We start from the raw sequence: 17,958 nt of genomic DNA, 5'->3' as shown, positions 1-17,958 counted from the left end.
GCAGTACATCCCCCACCTTTTTAGATGAGGGATAACTACCCATTAAACTATATTTTTATCTTATTCAGCTTCTTGCTCTAATAAACGAACGCCATTACCAGCTAAAAAGTGATCTGGCTGAATTTCAGTTGCTTTCTTAAATAAAGCGAGAGCTTTCTCGTTATTTTCTTCAAATACGTAAGCAACACCTAAATTGTAATACGCATCTGCATGCTCTTCATCCATTTCTAATACCTTTTCAAAATAAGGTTTCGCCTCTTGAATATGTTCTAGTCGCGCAAAGCAAAGTCCGCACTGGAATACAGCTTCTACATCATTTTCATCTAATTCTGTTGCTCTTTGTAAGAATGGTAGTGCAAGACGATCATTTCCAAGCTGTACATGTGTAATACCTAACATAAATGTTACATCAGCTGATTGTAATCCAGCTTGCATTGCTTGTTCGAATACAGCTTTCGCCTCAGTAAATTGCTCTTGGCCATAATATACGTTTCCTAAGCCATAATAAGCAGCTGCAGATTTATCATCTAACTCTAATGCACGTTTATAAAATAAAATCGCTCGCTCACTATCACCTAATACGTCTAATAAATTTGCAAAATTAATGTATCCAAGCGCATCTTTCGGATTTTCTTCAATTGCTTCTGTAAAATTTTTAGCTGCTTCTTCCCAATTTCCTTCTTGCATATATTGAATACCTGTTTCAAGTTTGTTTGACATGTCCTTCACCTCTACAACAAATTATAACAAAGAATGTATTTTCCAAGCGAACGAAAATTCGCTTTATGTAAAAGAAACCTCTAACCGCTAATCGGCAGAGGCTTCTCATTTATCCTAAATAATCCAATTTCTTACCACTACGGTATACTTCATCAATTGTAGCACCGCCTAAGCACTCATCTCCATCATAGAAAACGACTGCTTGTCCTGGTGTGATTGCACGAATTGGCTCATCACAAAGAATACGAACTGTATTTTCATCAACGATTTGAACCGTTACTTTATTGTCTTCTTGACGATAACGGAATTTCGCCGTGCACTTAAATTCTGTTTCTTTTTCTTTGTTACTTACCCATCCTACATTCGTAGCAATAACTTCATCACCATATAGAAGTTCGTTATGGAATCCTTGATCAACATATAAAATGTTTTCTTTTAGATTTTTTCCAACAGCAAACCATGGATCACCATTACCACCAATTCCAAGACCATGACGTTGTCCAATTGTATAATACATTAAACCGTCATGCTTCCCTTTCACTTCACCAGATAATGTTTGCATTACACCTGGTTGTGCTGGTAAGTAGTTACTTAAGAAATCTTTAAAGTTACGCTCACCAATGAAGCAAATACCTGTACTATCTTTTTTCGCCGCTGTCGCTAAGCCAGCTTCTTTCGCCATTTCACGAATTTGTGGTTTCTTCAGTTCACCTAACGGGAACATTGTTTTTGATAATTGCTCTTGGCTTAATTGATTTAAGAAGTATGTTTGATCTTTATTGTCATCAACGCCGCGAAGCATTTTATATTCGCCGTCCATATAAGCAACGCGTGCATAATGACCTGTTGCTACATAATCGGCACCAAGCGCAATTGCATGCTCTAAAAATGCTTTAAATTTAATTTCTTTATTACACATTACATCTGGGTTTGGTGTACGACCAGCTCGGTACTCATCTAAGAAGTACGTAAATACTTTATCCCAGTATTGTTTTTCAAAGTTTACTGCATAATACGGAATACCAATTTGGTTACACACTTCAATTACATCATTGTAATCTTCTGTTGCTGTGCAGACACCATTCTCATCTGTATCATCCCAGTTTTTCATAAAAATTCCGATTACATCATAACCTTGCTCTTTTAATAAAAGTGCTGCTACAGATGAATCGACGCCACCGGACATTCCGATGACAACGCGTGTTTCGTGAGGTAGTTTGTTCATCATGTCACCTCCCATGCTAATTTTGTGTTAATCGCTTCACGATTTTCACTGTTTCGTACGCCGCTTTTTCAATTTGCTCTTTCGTATTTCCAAGTCCAAAACTAAAGCGTACGGATGAACGTATTTGATCGGAGTCTTTTCCAAACATCGCTACTAATACATGTGATGGATCAATCGAACCAGCTGTACAAGCAGAACCACTTGATACTGCAATGCCAGCTAGGTCTAAGTTCACAAGAAACGGTTCAATGTTCATTCCTGTAAAACTTACATTAAGTACATGCGGTAAGCGATGTTCTAAGTTTCCGTTTACCTCGAAAGTAATGCCTTCATTTTTGAAGACAGATACCATTATATCTTTAAACTCTTCATATTGGGCATTTTTTTGCTCACGAGTTTTTTCAGCTATAAGAATTGCATGCTGAAGCCCAGCAATACTAGGCACATTTTCCGTACCAGCACGGCGTTTTCTTTCTTGCTCTCCGCCTATTAATAACGGCTCAAATTTCACATTTGCACCAGCGAATAAGAACCCTACACCTTTTGGCCCATTAATTTTATGAGCTGAAATTGATAATAAATCAATACCAAACTCTTTCACGTCAAATTCTACTAAACCGTAAGCTTGTACCGCATCTGTATGGAAATAAGCTTGATGCTCTTTTAGCAGCTTTCCTATTTCCACAATTGGTTGCATTGTCCCTACTTCATTATTCCCAAACATAACAGATACAAGAATCGTCTCTTCTGTTAATGCCTTTTGTATGTCAGAAACTTGAATGCGTCCTGTTTCATCGACAGGTAAATATGTCACTTCAAACCCTTCACGCTCTAACAATTCGCACGTATGCAAAATCGCATGATGTTCAATTTGCGTCGTTATTATGTGGTTACCTTTATGACGGTTCGCACGTGCTACACCTATAAGCGCTAAATTATCAGCTTCTGTACCACCGCTCGTAAATATAATTTCATTCGGATTCGCATGAATGCTGCGTGCACACACTCGTCTCGCCTCATCTACTGTGTGACGAGTTTGACGTCCATAAAAGTGAATACTAGACGGGTTCCCGAATATTTCTGTCATATATGGAATCATCTTTTCGACCACTTCTGGGTGAGTCGGAGATGTCGCAGCATGATCTAAGTAAATGCGTTCCATTAAATCTCCTTCTTTCCAAATCGTTTCACAAGGAATTAAATGTAAAACATATAGCCCCCGTGATTTTCTTCCTCATAACGTACTAAATCTTCTAACGTTGTACTATCTAACACTTCTTGCACGGCATCACGAACACGCATCCATAACTGGCGCTGTGCTGGCTCTTCTTCTTCTATCATTTCTACAACACTAATCGGTCCCTCTAATACACGGATTACATCCCCAGCTGTAATGTTAGCCGGTTGATCAGATAATACATATCCGCCATATGCCCCGCGCGTACTCTTTACAAGACGAGCGTTACGAAGTGGTGAAATTAATTGCTCTAAGTAATGCTCGGATAAGTCATGCGCCTGCGCAATTGATTTTAATGAAATTGGACCTTCACCAAACTTTTTTGCAAGATCAATCATAATTGTTAAGCCATAGCGGCCTTTCGTTGAAATTTTCATCTATTTTGCACCTCTTTTCAAATTTTCACTTCTATTGGTTATATCTTATCTATAAAAAGAACACAATTTAAAATCCTATGAAATTATAGCATAATATAGTATTATAAGAAATTTCAACTTGTGTATCAAAATGATAACATAAAATCACATTGAAAAACTCGGAAATTATTACAATTGAAAGAAAAATGAAAATATTATTCTTCATTTTTCCCATAAAACAGCATCCTATTTCAAATTTCGTAGAAAAAAATGATACGATAGAACGAGATTATATATTAAGGGAGACGGTCTAAATGAAACAACCACTCGCACATCGAATGCGCCCTACTAATATTCAAGAAATTATTGGGCAACAACATTTAGTTGGTGAAGGAAAGATTTTATGGCGAATGGTCCAAGCAAATCATTTTCAATCTATGATTTTATACGGTCCTCCAGGTACAGGAAAAACATCCATTGCCAGTGCAATTGCAGGAAGTACCGGTACCCCGTTTCGTCTATTAAACGCTGTTACTCACAATAAAAAAGATATGGAAGTTGTCGTACAAGAAGCAAAGATGCATCGACACCTCGTTTTAATTTTAGATGAAGTTCACCGTCTAGATAAAGCAAAGCAAGACTTTCTATTACCTCACTTAGAAAGCGGACTTCTTACTTTAATTGGTGCAACGACAAGTAATCCGTTCCATGCAATAAACTCGGCTATTCGAAGCAGGTGTCAAATTTTCGAATTACACGCACTAACAGAAGATGATATTTTAATTGGGTTAAAAAGAGCTTTAGAAGATAAAGAAAAAGGCCTTGGAGAATATGCTGTAACGGTAACAGATGAAGCACTACATCATTTTGCAAATGCCTCTGGTGGTGATATGCGTTCCGCTTATAACGCACTTGAACTTGCTGTATTATCTAGCTTTACTACAGACGATCAAGCGGCTGAAATCACACTCGAGATTGCGGAAGAATGCTTACAAAAGAAGAGCTTCGTTCACGACAAAGGCGGCGATGCTCATTATGACGTATTATCAGCATTTCAAAAATCAGTGCGCGGAAGTGATGTAAATGCAGCGCTCCATTATTTAGCACGCCTTATTGAAGCAGGTGATTTACAAAGTATTGGCAGACGCCTTCTTATTATGGCTTATGAAGATATTGGACTTGCTAGCCCACAAGCTGGACCGCGTACACTAGCTGCAATTGAATCAGCTGAACGAGTTGGATTCCCAGAAGCACGCATCCCACTTGCAAATGCCGTTATAGAACTATGCTTATCACCAAAATCAAATTCAGCTTATAAAGCACTTGATGCTGCATTACACGATTTACGCAACGGTCAAACAGGTGACATTCCAAGCCATTTAAAAGATAGTCATTACAAAGGCGCAGAATCACTCGGAAGAGGCATTGGATATTTATATCCACACGACCATCCAAATGGCTGGGTAAGGCAACAATACTTACCTGATAAAATAAAAAACAAGCAATATTATAAACCGAAAACGACAGGGAAATTTGAGCAAGCACTTTCTACTGTTTATGAAAGATTACAAACTTCGAATAAAACGAAAAATAAAGGGTAACATAAACGAAAACGTCACCATTATGGAGGCTTCGCTTATGAAAACACGTCAAGATGCATGGACAAAAGAAGATGATCTCCTTTTAGCAGAAACTGTTTTGCGACATATTCGCAGCGGAAGTACACAAATAAAAGCGTTTGATGAAGTCGGCGATACGTTGAACCGGACTTCAGCAGCTTGCGGCTTTAGATGGAATGCTGAAGTAAGGCCGAATTACGAAGATGCTGTGCAGCTTGCGAAGAAACAACGTAAAGAATTAAAGCGCTCTGAAGCTAAAATAGAAAAAAATCAGTTCACGAAAACGAAACAACTCGTAATCGATGCTGAGTTTTCTGAAGATATTACGCCAAGTAAACAAGAACTTACGATGCAAAATGTCATCTCATTTTTGCAAAACTTGGAGCATAATAACCCTTCACTCGCAAAGTTGCAAACTGAAAATGATGTATTACAAGCTCAGCTCACTTCTCTGCAAAAAACGAATCATGAACTTGAAACGAAATTAGCGGTACTCACAAAAAAACAACAAGCAATCGAAGAAGATTACGCGATGCTTGTTCGAATTATGGATCGTGCTCGAAAACTTGTTTCGGTCGAAGAGCAAGAAGAGCAAATTGCCCCGATTTTCAAAACCGATCAAAACGGGAATTTAGATATTATTTATTCTGCTGAGAATTAAAAACAGGGATGTCACTTTTTTGACTGAGTGACATCCCTGTTTGTTTTCGGTAAATCATATATATACATGTCGGTAAATGAAATTATATCAACGATTTTTCGAATATATCTATCACAACTTGCAATATATCAACGATTTTTCGAATATATCTATCACAACTTGCAATATATCAACGATTTAATAAAGGATATCGATTTAACGACAAAGATTGACAATAACATTCCTCCTTGTCATACAAGGAAACTCCTAAAACGGATTAGATATTTTTTACTAAAATGTTATTATAAACATATACCTTTAAAGGGGGATGGTTGCTATTTCATTAATAATCTTCAAAATAACTCTTGGCCTTCTCGTCCTGACTTTAGCTCTTTTCACCATTAACAGTCTAAAAAAGACTTCCGCCTATAAATCATATAAATATGATTATTACTTACTAACCTTACTTACATTTGAACTAGTAGTGATGCAAGTATCCATATTTCTTTAATACATATAAAAAAAGCGTATATCCAAAATGGATATATGCTTTTCTTTTATTCTTGCCCTACACGTTTCACTTCTACATTTTTAATACGTTCACGTACAACGTGACTTGCCATAATTAAGCCTGCCACAGATGGTACGAATGCATTTGATGAAGGCGGTAATTTCGCTTTACGAATTTTTGCATTCTCGTCTGGTACGATTTCTTTACGTACTTCTTCACGAATTACGATTGGGTTTTCGTCAGAGAAGACAACTTTTACACCTTTTTTAATACCCTCTTTACGAAGCTTCGTACGAATTACTTTCGCAATTGGATCTGTATGTGTTTTAGAAATGTCCGCAATACGGAAACGAGTTGGGTCCATTTTATTTGCTGCACCCATACATGAGATAATTTTAATTTTACGACGTAAACATTGTTTAATTAAATGGATTTTGAACGTAATCGTATCAGATGCATCCACTACGAAATCTAAACCGTGTTTAAAGAACTCTTCATATGTTTCATCTGTATAAAACATTTCTAGTCCAATTACTTCACATTCCGGATTAATGTCTGCGATACGCTCTTTCATTAATTCTACTTTTGAACGTCCTACAGTAGATACTAAAGCGTGAATTTGACGGTTTACGTTTGTAATATCTACAACGTCTTTATCAACTAATACGAGACGTCCTACTCCAGAACGCGCTAACGCTTCAGCTGAAAATGAACCTACGCCGCCAATTCCTAAAATACCGACTGTACTATTTTTTAATATTTCAAGTCCTTCTTTACCGAAGGCTAATTCATTACGTGAAAATTGATGTAACATTCAGCTCTACACTCCTATTACAAAAATGGTCTACCATGTATTCTAGCGTTTTTCCGACTATTTGTATAGAAAAAGTTATAGAATTCCTAAAAATACATATTTCGATAATGAAAACATAGTGTAAACCGGGATTTTGTTTCTTCTTTTAATTATCCATTAAAAAAGTCTAGATGGTTATAGTATAACCATCTAGACCCTATTCTTACTTTTCTTCTTTTAAGCTTAATTTTAAGTTTAACTCTTCAAGCTGTGCTTCTGCAACTGGGCTTGGAGCTTCTGTTAATAAGCAGCTTGCGCTTGCTGTTTTTGGGAATGCAATTGTATCACGAAGGTTCGTACGGCCTGCAAGTAACATAACAAGACGATCTAAACCTAATGCGATTCCGCCGTGTGGTGGTGTACCGTATTCGAATGCTTCTAATAAGAATCCGAATTGCTCTTGCGCTTCTTCTTGTGAGAATCCAAGTGCTTTGAACATTTTTTCTTGTACGTCACGCTCGTAAATACGAAGTGATCCACCACCAAGCTCATAACCGTTTAATACAAGGTCATATGCTTGTGCACGTGCTTTTTCTGGTGCTGTTTCTAGTAGCTCAACGTCTTCACGGAATGGCATTGTGAATGGGTGATGAGCTGCGAAATAACGATCTGCATCTTCATCGTACTCAAGAAGTGGCCAATCAGTTACCCATAGGAAGTTAAATTTACTTTCATCAATTAACTCAAGCTCTTTACCTAGACGTAAACGAAGTGCGCCTAAGCTATCTGCAACAACGCTCTTCTTATCTGCTACGAATAGTAATAAGTCGCCAGCAGTAGCTTCTAATGTGCTCATTAACACATTTGCATCTTCTTCACCGAAGAATTTCGCAATCGGTCCTTTTAGGCCGTCTTCTTCAACTTTAAGCCAAGCTAGACCTTTTGCACCGTATACTTTCACGAATTCAGTTAATGCATCGATGTCTTTACGAGAATATTTACTTGCAGCACCTTTTGCATTGATTGCTTTTACTTGTCCGCCGCTTTCTACAGCACTTGTAAACACTTTAAAGCCACAACCTGCTGCAAACTCAGATAAGTCTGTTAGTTCCATTTCAAAGCGTGTATCTGGCTTATCAGAACCGTAGCGAGCCATTGCATCAGCATATTTCATACGAGGGAATGGTGCACTAACTTCTACACCTTTTGCATCCTTCATAACTTTCGTCATCATACGCTCCATCATTTCTAAAATTTCATCTTGTGTTAAGAATGAAGCTTCGATATCGATTTGCGTGAATTCCGGTTGACGATCTGCACGTAAATCTTCATCACGGAAACAACGTGCTACTTGATAGTAACGCTCAAATCCGCCGACCATAAGAAGCTGTTTAAATAACTGTGGTGACTGTGGTAATGCATAGAATTCACCGTCATGTACACGACTTGGTACTAAATAGTCACGAGCTCCTTCTGGCGTACTTTTCGTTAAAATTGGTGTTTCTACTTCTAAGAACTCTTCTGTATCTAAGAAGTTACGAATTGTTTTTGTTACGTCGTGACGCATTTTGAATGTGTTGAACATTACAGGACGACGTAAGTCTAAATAACGATATTTTAAACGCACATCTTCTGATGCATCTGTATCATCAGCAATGATAATTGGTGTTGTTTTCGCTGCATTTAGTACATTTACTTTTGTTGCTTGTACTTCAATACGACCAGTTGCCATATTGTCATTAATTGCGCCTTCACCACGTTCAACAACTGTACCTTCTATGTGTAATACGTATTCGCTACGAATTGTTTCTGCTACTTCTAACGCTTCTTTTGATGTTTCTGGGTTAAATACAACTTGTACGATACCTGTACGGTCACGTAAATCGATAAAGATTAATCCACCTAAGTCACGGCGTTTTTGTACCCAACCTTTTAATTGAACTGTTTGTCCAACAGCTTCTACTGTTACTTTTCCACATGCATGTGTTCTTTCAGCCACTGTAAGTTCCCCCTATATTAATTTCTCTGCTACGTATGAAGCAAATACATCTAACGCTACTTCTTCTTGTTCACCTGTTGCCATATCTTTTAAGTTAATGATGCCTTTATCTAGCTCATCTTCTCCTAATACAGCTACAAATTTCGCCTTTAGACGATCTGCTGATTTAAATTGTGCTTTCATTTTGCGATTTAAATAATCTTTTTCAACCGACAATCCAGCTTTACGAAGATCGAATGCCACTTTTGCAGCATGGTCTTTCGCTTTTTCACCAAGCGCTACAACGTAACAATCAATGCTATGTTCAAGTGGTAATTCAATGTTTTCAGCTTTTAGCGCCATAATTAAACGTTCAATACTCATTGCAAAACCGATACCTGGCATTTCTGGTCCACCGATTTCTTGTACAAGTCCGTTATAACGGCCACCACCGCTTAATGTAGTGATCGCACCGAAACCTTCTGCCTCACTCATAATTTCAAAAACAGTATGTTGATAGTAGTCTAAACCACGCACTAAGTTCGGATCTTTTTCAAATGGAACATCCATCATCGTTAATAGTTCTTGTACTTTGTCGTAGTATACTGCTGAATCTTCGTTTAAGTATTCTGTAATAGATGGAGCTGTTGCCATTAATTCATGGTTACGGTCCTTCTTACAGTCTAAAATTCGAAGTGGGTTCTTTTCTAAGCGAGATTGACAGTCAGAGCAGAATTCGCCGATACGTGGCTCAAAGTGTGCGATTAATGCATCACGGTGTGCTTGACGACTCGCTGCGTCACCTAAACTGTTTAATACAACTTTAATATTTTTTAAGCCCATGCCGCGGTAAAATTCAACAGCAAGTGCAATTACTTCTGCATCAATTGCAGGGTCATTACTGCCGATTGCTTCGATACCGAATTGTACGAATTGACGATAGCGACCTGCTTGTGGTCTTTCATAACGGAACATTTGACCGATATAGTATAATTTCGTTGGTTGTGTTCCATCACCAAACATTTTATTTTCAACGTAAGAACGTACAACAGGTGCAGTACCTTCTGGACGTAATGTTAAGCTACGCTCTCCACGATCTTGGAATGAGTACATTTCTTTTTGTACGATATCTGTCGTATCACCAACACCGCGTAAAAATAGCTCAGTGTGCTCAAAAATTGGTGTACGAATTTCTTTATAATTGTAACGACGGCAAATTTCGCGTGCTTGCCCTTCGATATACTGCCATAACTCAACAGTGCCTGGAAGAATATCTTGCGTTCCGCGTGGGATTTGAATAGACATATTCAGTTCCTCCTCAAATTGTTTTAATCTTAATAAAAATAAAAAAACTCCCGCCTCTACTGTTTAAACAGTAGGGACGAGAGTATTATACCCGTGGTGCCACCCTAATTGAAGCACGTATGCTTCCACTTTTTTAATAACGCTTAAATATGCGTTCATCCCTACTAAGCATATATGCCGTTCAAGTTGAAACCTCTAGAGTGTCATTCAATCAGTCATCATGCAGAAATGTTTTCAGCCTAAGACATTCCTTCTCTTTCCATGTGTATCTCATTTACTCTTCTCTATCAACGGTTATATTCATATGTAAATATAAAATTACTATACGTTTGTTAAGTAGGATTGTCAAGTGCTCTAAGAACGTTCAATCTGCTTCTTTAAACGCTTTACATCTTGAAGAGAAATCCCAAACTCGGAAGCAAGCTCCATTGAAGTATTATTTTGCTCTTTTGAAATAAAATCATGAAAATTCACGTTAAACAGTTGATTTGCACCATTTGTAACAGAATGCCCTTTTTCATTCATACGCATACGTATATCCCTCACATTCAATATGGATGTTTTACTTTTTATTGTTCCATATTGATGAGAGAGTTATACATAACCGAAACTGCTATTGATTCCAAATAAATGAACAAAACATACAACAATGTATAAAAAAGAGAGGATTATATAACCCTCTCTTTTTTATCAACACTATTTACTTTCTACAATTAAGGTCACCGGACCATCATTGATTAAAGAAACGTCCATCATTGCTCCGAACTTCCCTGTTTCCACATGCAATCCTTGTTTGCGAACTTCTTCATTAAAGAAATCGTATAAACGCTCTGCGTAGTCAGGTTTCGCAGCATCCATAAAGTTTGGACGTCTTCCCTTGCGACAATCTCCGTATAATGTAAATTGTGAAATAGATAGAACTTGTCCTTCTACATCAAGTACAGAATGATTCATCTTTCCGCTCTCATCTTCAAAAATACGTAAGTTTGCAATTTTTTCCGCAATATAAGTTGCATCTTTTTCTGTATCTTCATGCGTAATGCCAACTAGTAATGTTAAACCGAACGGAATTTGTCCTACGATCTCACCGTCTACTGTGACAGACGCTTTCTTTGATCGTTGTAAAACAACTCTCATCTTTCTACACTCCCTATTAATGCATCATGCGTCGTACTGCATAAATTTCTGGAACGCGTTTAATGCGTTCTACTACTTTTTTCAAGTGTTGTAAGTTACGAATCGAGATTGACATATTAATTGTTGCCATTTTATTACGGTCACTTCTACCAGAAACAGCTGAAATGTACGTTTTCGTCTCTGTAACAGCTTGCAGTACTTCATTTAATAAACCACGGCGATCGTAACCCGAAATTTCAATATCAACGTTATACTCAATTTCTTTTTCAGGGCTACCTTCCCACTCTACTTCTAATAAACGTTCTACAGCTTCTTCTGTATGAACGTTTACACAATCACGGCGGTGAATCGATACACCTCGGCCTTTCGTAATATATCCAACGATATCATCGCCTGGAACTGGGTTACAGCATTTCGATAAACGGATTAATAAATTATCAGCACCGCTTACCTTTACACCAGAATCCCATTTTCGAATTTTCATCGGTTTACGAACTTCTTTAACTTCAACAATTTCTTCTTCTTCGCGTTGTTTACGGAACTTGTCCGTTAGTCGCGTAACAATTTGCGAAGCTGTAATTCCGCTATATCCAACTGCTGCAAACATATCTTCTTCATTTGCAAAGTTAAATTTCTCAGCGACGCGTTTTAAGTTATCAGGCGCTAATACTTCTTTCATCTCATACTCTAGACCACGTACTTCCTTTTCAACAAGTTCACGGCCTTTTTCAATATTTTCGTCTCTACGTTGTTTCTTAAAGAATTGACGAATTTTATTTTTCGCATGAGATGTTTGAGCAAGTTTTACCCAATCTTGACTTGGGCCATATGAATGTTTCGACGTTAAAATTTCAATGATGTCGCCTGTTTTTAATTTATAATCCAAAGTCACCATTTTACCGTTTACTTTTGCACCAATTGTTTTATTCCCAATTTCCGAATGGACACGATACGCGAAATCAATCGGAACCGATCCAAGTGGTAATTCCATTACATCGCCTTTCGGTGTAAAGACGAATACCATGTCAGAAAATAAATCAATTTTTAATGACTCCATAAATTCTTCTGCATTAGAAGCTTCATTTTGCCATTCTAATATTTGACGGAACCATGTGAGTTTCTTCTCTAATGTACCTGTTGTTTCTGCTGTTTTTCCTTCTTTGTACGCCCAGTGTGCCGCGATCCCGAATTCTGCAATTTCATGCATTTCTTTCGTACGAATTTGCACTTCAAGTGGATCACCTTTTGGTCCAATTACAGTCGTATGAAGAGATTGATATAGATTTGCTTTTGGCATTGCAATATAATCTTTAAAACGACCTGGCATCGGCTTCCAGCACGTATGAATAATTCCAAGCACCGCATAACAATCTTTAATACTATTTACAACGACACGTACAGCTAATAAATCGTAAATTTCATTGAACTGCTTATTTTGCAGTGCCATTTTACGATAAATACTGTAAATATGTTTCGGTCTTCCAGAAATCTCAGGTTGAATTGCAACTTCTTTTAATTTCTCACGAATACCAGTCATTACTTCGTCTAAGTATTCTTCACGCTCTGCACGTTTACGCTTCATTAAATTTACAATACGATAATATTGCTGTGGATTTAAATAGCGAAGTGACGTATCCTCTAGCTCCCATTTAATAGTACTAATTCCGAGTCTATGTGCTAAAGGTGCAAAGATTTCTAACGTTTCATTCGCAATGCGACGCTGCTTCTCTTGAGGCAAATGTTTCAATGTACGCATGTTATGAAGACGATCAGCTAATTTAATTAAAATAACTCGAATGTCTTGAGCCATTGCAATAAACATTTTGCGATGGTTTTCGGCTTGTTGTTGTTCGTGAGATTTATATTTGATCTTCCCAAGCTTTGTAACACCATCAACAAGCATAGCAATTTCTTTGTTAAATTCCCGTTCAATATCTTCTAACGTAATCTCTGTATCTTCCACTACATCATGTAAGAAACCTGCTGATACCGTAGCTGGATCCATGTGTAAATCAACTAAAATACCTGCAACTTGAATCGGATGAATAATATACGGTTCACCCGATTTTCTATATTGTTCGCTATGCGCATCTCGTGCATATTCATAGGCACGTGCCACTAGCTCAATATCTTCATCCGCTAAATATTGACTTGCTTTCTCGAGTACCTGTTCAGCTGTTAGTACCTGCTCATTTGCCATCGAATCACCTTTTATTGAAAATTGACTTTATCTTTATTTAATAGAATAAATTATATTCTATCATTATAACCCAATGATTGTGAATTGTGAAAAGGAAAAGATTTTACTGACATTTCACCATGATTTTTTGTTCAATTATACAAAAGTACCCGCTCCTCTCCAAGAGATTCACGGGTACTTTTTATCACCGTAGTTTTACCTATATAGTGATTAGTATTTTTCTAATACTAATACATCGTAACCATCTAACATTTTACGACCATCTAAGTAAGTAAGCTCTACTAAGAATGCAATCCCTGCTACAACTCCGCCTAGCTCTTCAACTAACTTAATTGTCGCTTCGATTGTTCCACCTGTAGCTAATAGATCATCTGTAATTAATACGCGTTGACCTGGCTTAATTGCATCTTTATGGATTGTTAAAACATCTTTACCATATTCTTTACCGTAGTCAACAGTAATTACTTCACGTGGTAATTTTCCTAATTTACGAACTGGTGCAAATCCTACTTCTAACGCATAAGAAACTGGGCAACCGATAATGAAACCACGAGCTTCTGGTCCTACTACAACATCGATATCTCTTTCTTTTGCGTACTCAACGATTGCATCTGTTGCTGCTTTGTATGCTTTACCGTCATTCATTAAAGGTGTAATGTCTTTAAACACAATACCTTCTTTCGGATAATCCGGTACAATTGCGATATGTTGCTTGAAATCCATATTTCTGAATCCTCCTCAGATCTAAAAGGTTTGTAAATACAAATCCTTTACCCTAACTGTTCTACTTCTTTATGATTACGAATCGTTTCAAACCATGTATATAGTTGCTGATATGTGCTATAAACCAATTCTTTTTCTAATTGTAAGTGGTTCATTTTCTCACGATATGTGTTCGATTCAATTAAATCACGCTTTTGTTTTTTGTCTGCCATAAAAATGACGCCATCTTTTATTGTAACAAATTCTAACTCAAAAAACACCTGTGTCATGAAATTTACTGTATCTTTTGACCAACCTTTATGACGACATAGTTGTTCTCCATATTGTCTTAAAGAAAATGGTGTTTTTTGGCTTAAGAAAGAATAGTACCATTTAAAGTGTTCTCTCGTCGGAACTGTACTAAATAAGTGGTTATTCTCTTGATAAAATAGCGTATAAATTCGCGCTGGGAATCCTACTTTAAATAGCTCACTTAATTCATCTGTTCCTTTTGGTAAATCAAGTAACACGATATATTGATCATCTAAATGCGTTACTTCTGAAGCATGCATGAGCTTTTCTTTATAGCTCTCTAAAGAAAATTTATTCAATACCTCTTCAGAAAAATACACCATTGTTATTTTTTCTTTCGGAAGTTCTGCTAAATTTGCTTCTGCATTACGCATACTACGCCAATCAAATAATTGCCACGCCTCTACAGCAATATCTTGTACCATTAATTGTGGCTTCTTAAAATTATTCCATTCATTGATGGATGCTTCTCCTATTACAGATACTTTTGCAACTGGAGAGATTTCTTTCGCATATGCACCAAAACCAAATCCAATTGTATCCAGTGTTGCTTGTCCATCACGAAGAGCCATTTTTAAATGAGAGCCATCTGATCCGATCGCGCGAATACTTTCTAACTCTGCATCTTTCACTGCAATACGTGGTTTCGGATTTCCAACACCAAACGGGGCTAGTTTTTGCATATCTTCAATTGCCGCTAGTGTTACATCCTCTACTTTACAAAAAACATCAACTGCTGTAATTGGAATAAAATCTTCTTCTGTTAAAATTGCATCTGCTTGTTCATTTAAGCGGCGACGTAATTCATCTACATCATTCATATGTAGCGTCATTCCCGCTGCCATTGGATGCCCTCCGAAGTGTGGCAATAACTCTCTACAATCTGATAAATTTGCAAACAAATCAAATCCTGCAATACTACGCGCTGAGCCTTTTGCTGTTTCTTTTATAGGATCAATACATAATACAATAGTCGGACGATAAAAACGTTCAACTAATTTAGAAGCGACAATCCCAATTACACCTGGATTCCAACCTTCTTTTGCAAGTACTAACACTTTGTTTTCTTCTGGTGGGAAGTTATTTTCAACTTCAGCGATAGCCTCTTCTGTAATTTGCTTTACAATATCTTTTCGCAGTTTGTTCAGCTCATCAATTTCTTCGGCCAACTCTTTCGCTTCCTCAGGATCATCTGATAATAAAAGGTGTACAGCCGGCGTTGCATCTTCTAAACGCCCGACCGCATTAATACGCGGTGCAATTGAGAAGCCAATACTCTCTTCTGTAATTTCACTTTGCGAAACGTTAGCAACTTTAAACAATGCCTTTAAACCAATATTTTTCGTCATACGCATATGTTTTAAACCGCGTTTCACTAGCAACCTATTTTCACCATGAAGTGACACTAAATCGGCTACTGTACCGATTACTGCAATCTCTAATAAATGTTCTGGTACACGGCCTAATAGTGCATGCGCAACTTTAAACGCAACACCTACACCAGCTAAATAGTGAAACGGATATACACCGCCATCTAATTTCGGATGTATAATCGCAAGTGCTTCTGGCAATTCTGGCGGTGGCTCATGGTGATCTGTAATAATTAGATCTATTCCAAGCTCTTTCGCTACATTCGCTTCATGTACTGCTGCGATGCCAGTGTCGACAGTAATAATCAGTGAGAACCCTGCGCTATGCGCCCAACGAAACGCTTCTTCGTTCGGCCCATACCCTTCTGTAAAACGATTTGGAATATAAAATTCTACTTCTGCACCTAATTCTTGAAGAGCAAGATATAACACAGTTGTACTACTTACTCCGTCTGCATCGTAATCACCAAATATTAATATTTGTTCTCCATTTTGAATCGCCTTATTTACACGTTCTACCGTTCTATCCATTCCTTCTAATAAAAATGGATCATGAAATTCTTGATTTTCTGTATTTAAAAAATCTAAAATCTTATCTTCTGTATCTAGTCCTCTACCGAGGAATAATGAAACGACAAGTGGCGATAACTGTAATTTACTTGCTAATTCACTCACTCGTTCGTCATTATATTCTTTTTCTTTCCAACGCGTCTTCGGTTGTAACACGAAATCACCCCTTAACCTGTTCATTATACAAGACAGATTAAGGGGTGACAATATAATGCAAACTACGATGCAATATCTATATACTAAAATGTTAATGATGTTTAATTTGGAGAATACGGATTTATATGTACGAATACATTTTGTACATTATCTTGTTTCATAAGTATTTCTTTCACATGTTTTCCAATACGGTGTCCTTCTTCTACAGTAATGTATGGATCTACAGACACTTTAATATCGACAATAACATAATGACCATGCTCCCGTGCATATAAAGAACCAATTTTTTTCACACCATCTACTTGAAGAACTGCTTCTCTAAGCGGAATAACATCCTCCTCATGAAGAACATGGTCAAGCGTTGCATGAATTGCTTCCGCTCCAATGCTCCATGCCATTTTTACAACAAGAAGCGAAACAACTAATCCTGCAATCGGATCAGCATATACAAGCCAGTCTATACCAAGCTTACCACCGAGTATAGCTGCACAAATACCGATTAAAGCTGCAATTGAAGAAAATACATCCGAACGGTGCTCATATGCATTTGCAATAATTGCATCACTATTTACCCTTTTCCCTAGTCGGAATTTATATTGAAACATTCCTTCTTTCACGACGATTGAAAGAACAACAGCAAAAATCGTAATTCCTTTCGGCGGTTCTAGTTCTTGCGAAAAAGCTTTTATAGATGAAATCGCGATTTCAAGTCCCACAATAAATAATAATACCGCAACAATAATCGCTGAAATCGATTCCGCTTTACCATGACCATACGGATGATCTTCATCAGGTGGCTGCTTTGCCGCTCGCAATCCAAAAAGTACAGCTAGCGAACCAATTACATCTGATGCAGAATGCACCGCATCTGCTAGCAGTGCTTTACTGTTCCCAATATAACCAATTACCGCCTTTACAATTGCTAATATAATATTACCAACGATCCCGACAATAGCACCAAACTCGGCCTGTTTAAAACGTTCATCTTTTTCCATAATTAAAATCCCTTCTTTTCTTAACCTATCTTTTTATTTTAACAAAAACAGCGATAACACCACCACTTTCTTCCATCTTCTTCCCATCAAAAAGTTGCTATCTTATTGTATCCACAAACGAAAAAAGAGATG

Annotated in this window: 15 protein-coding genes and 1 other annotated feature; of the genes, 2 read left to right on the top strand and 13 right to left on the bottom strand. The window is 37.3% G+C overall.

The features are described from left to right. Nucleotides 1-60: 60 nt before the first annotated feature. The 4 genes from AC1Q8L_RS10565 to cymR all read right to left on the bottom strand — a co-directional run bounded on the left by AC1Q8L_RS10565 (nt 61) and on the right by cymR (nt 3,559). On the bottom strand, nt 61-720 hold the full coding sequence (locus AC1Q8L_RS10565; RefSeq protein ID WP_000066406.1) for a tetratricopeptide repeat protein: 660 nt from the start codon (nt 718-720) through the stop codon (nt 61-63). A gap of 109 nt (nt 721-829) precedes the next feature. Beyond that, nucleotides 830-1,945: a tRNA 2-thiouridine(34) synthase MnmA gene (mnmA, locus tag AC1Q8L_RS10560; protein ID WP_001038010.1), complete on the bottom strand. Its 1,116-nt coding sequence runs from the start codon at nt 1,943-1,945 to the stop codon at nt 830-832. Between the two features lie 16 nt (nt 1,946-1,961). Then, complete coding sequence (locus AC1Q8L_RS10555; protein WP_016512300.1) at nt 1,962-3,107, bottom strand: cysteine desulfurase family protein; 1,146 nt, start codon at nt 3,105-3,107, stop codon at nt 1,962-1,964. A 35-nt stretch (nt 3,108-3,142) separates the two neighbouring features. Then, a complete protein-coding gene (gene cymR / locus AC1Q8L_RS10550) occupies nt 3,143-3,559 on the bottom strand; it encodes a cysteine metabolism transcriptional regulator CymR (protein WP_000704116.1) in 417 nt (138 codons plus the stop codon). A 293-nt stretch (nt 3,560-3,852) separates the two neighbouring features. Here cymR and AC1Q8L_RS10545 point away from each other — a divergent pair, with 293 nt between their 5' ends. After that, nucleotides 3,853-5,139, top strand: a complete 1,287-nt coding sequence (locus tag AC1Q8L_RS10545; RefSeq protein WP_000812919.1) for a replication-associated recombination protein A — start codon at nt 3,853-3,855, stop codon at nt 5,137-5,139. Nucleotides 5,140-5,176: 37 nt separating this feature from the next. Further along, nucleotides 5,177-5,818: an RsfA family transcriptional regulator gene (locus tag AC1Q8L_RS10540; protein WP_000857722.1), complete on the top strand. Its 642-nt coding sequence runs from the start codon at nt 5,177-5,179 to the stop codon at nt 5,816-5,818. Nucleotides 5,819-6,354: 536 nt separating this feature from the next. On the opposite strand, the gene AC1Q8L_RS10535 is transcribed toward AC1Q8L_RS10540, so the two are convergent. The 9 genes from AC1Q8L_RS10535 to AC1Q8L_RS10495 all read right to left on the bottom strand — a co-directional run bounded on the left by AC1Q8L_RS10535 (nt 6,355) and on the right by AC1Q8L_RS10495 (nt 17,826). Further along, a complete protein-coding gene (locus AC1Q8L_RS10535) occupies nt 6,355-7,122 on the bottom strand; it encodes a tRNA threonylcarbamoyladenosine dehydratase (RefSeq protein ID WP_000903182.1) in 768 nt (255 codons plus the stop codon). Between the two features lie 202 nt (nt 7,123-7,324). After that, nucleotides 7,325-9,100: an aspartate--tRNA ligase gene (gene aspS / locus AC1Q8L_RS10530; RefSeq protein ID WP_000840885.1), complete on the bottom strand. Its 1,776-nt coding sequence runs from the start codon at nt 9,098-9,100 to the stop codon at nt 7,325-7,327. 12 nt (nt 9,101-9,112) lie between these two features. After that, nucleotides 9,113-10,384: a histidine--tRNA ligase gene (hisS, locus tag AC1Q8L_RS10525; RefSeq protein WP_098311722.1), complete on the bottom strand. Its 1,272-nt coding sequence runs from the start codon at nt 10,382-10,384 to the stop codon at nt 9,113-9,115. 69 nt (nt 10,385-10,453) lie between these two features. After that, nucleotides 10,454-10,684: a binding site (T-box leader), on the bottom strand. A 54-nt stretch (nt 10,685-10,738) separates the two neighbouring features. Continuing rightward, the gene (locus tag AC1Q8L_RS10520; RefSeq protein ID WP_001242605.1) at nt 10,739-10,915 is read right to left on the bottom strand and encodes a hypothetical protein; all 177 of its coding nucleotides are present in this window, start codon (nt 10,913-10,915) and stop codon (nt 10,739-10,741) included. A 165-nt stretch (nt 10,916-11,080) separates the two neighbouring features. Then, a complete protein-coding gene (locus AC1Q8L_RS10515; RefSeq protein ID WP_001266965.1) occupies nt 11,081-11,521 on the bottom strand; it encodes a D-tyrosyl-tRNA(Tyr) deacylase in 441 nt (146 codons plus the stop codon). 16 nt (nt 11,522-11,537) lie between these two features. Next, the gene (relA, locus tag AC1Q8L_RS10510) at nt 11,538-13,721 is read right to left on the bottom strand and encodes a GTP diphosphokinase (RefSeq protein ID WP_001262795.1); all 2,184 of its coding nucleotides are present in this window, start codon (nt 13,719-13,721) and stop codon (nt 11,538-11,540) included. A 210-nt stretch (nt 13,722-13,931) separates the two neighbouring features. Next, nucleotides 13,932-14,444 carry an adenine phosphoribosyltransferase gene (locus tag AC1Q8L_RS10505; RefSeq protein ID WP_000346215.1) on the bottom strand — a complete coding sequence of 171 codons (513 nt, stop codon included), beginning with the start codon at nt 14,442-14,444 and terminating at the stop codon, nt 13,932-13,934. Nucleotides 14,445-14,491: 47 nt separating this feature from the next. Then, on the bottom strand, nt 14,492-16,831 hold the full coding sequence (gene recJ, locus AC1Q8L_RS10500; RefSeq protein ID WP_000941225.1) for a single-stranded-DNA-specific exonuclease RecJ: 2,340 nt from the start codon (nt 16,829-16,831) through the stop codon (nt 14,492-14,494). A 101-nt stretch (nt 16,832-16,932) separates the two neighbouring features. Beyond that, nucleotides 16,933-17,826, bottom strand: coding sequence for a cation diffusion facilitator family transporter (locus AC1Q8L_RS10495; protein WP_000409746.1), 894 nt, complete (start codon nt 17,824-17,826; stop codon nt 16,933-16,935). Nucleotides 17,827-17,958 lie beyond the last annotated feature (132 nt).

The sequence above is a fragment of the Bacillus sp. GW823-FHT06A11 genome, from assembly GCF_058795355.1.
The sequence above is the reverse complement of the archived record's forward strand: the minus strand, read 5'-3'. Positions and strand labels throughout refer to the sequence as shown.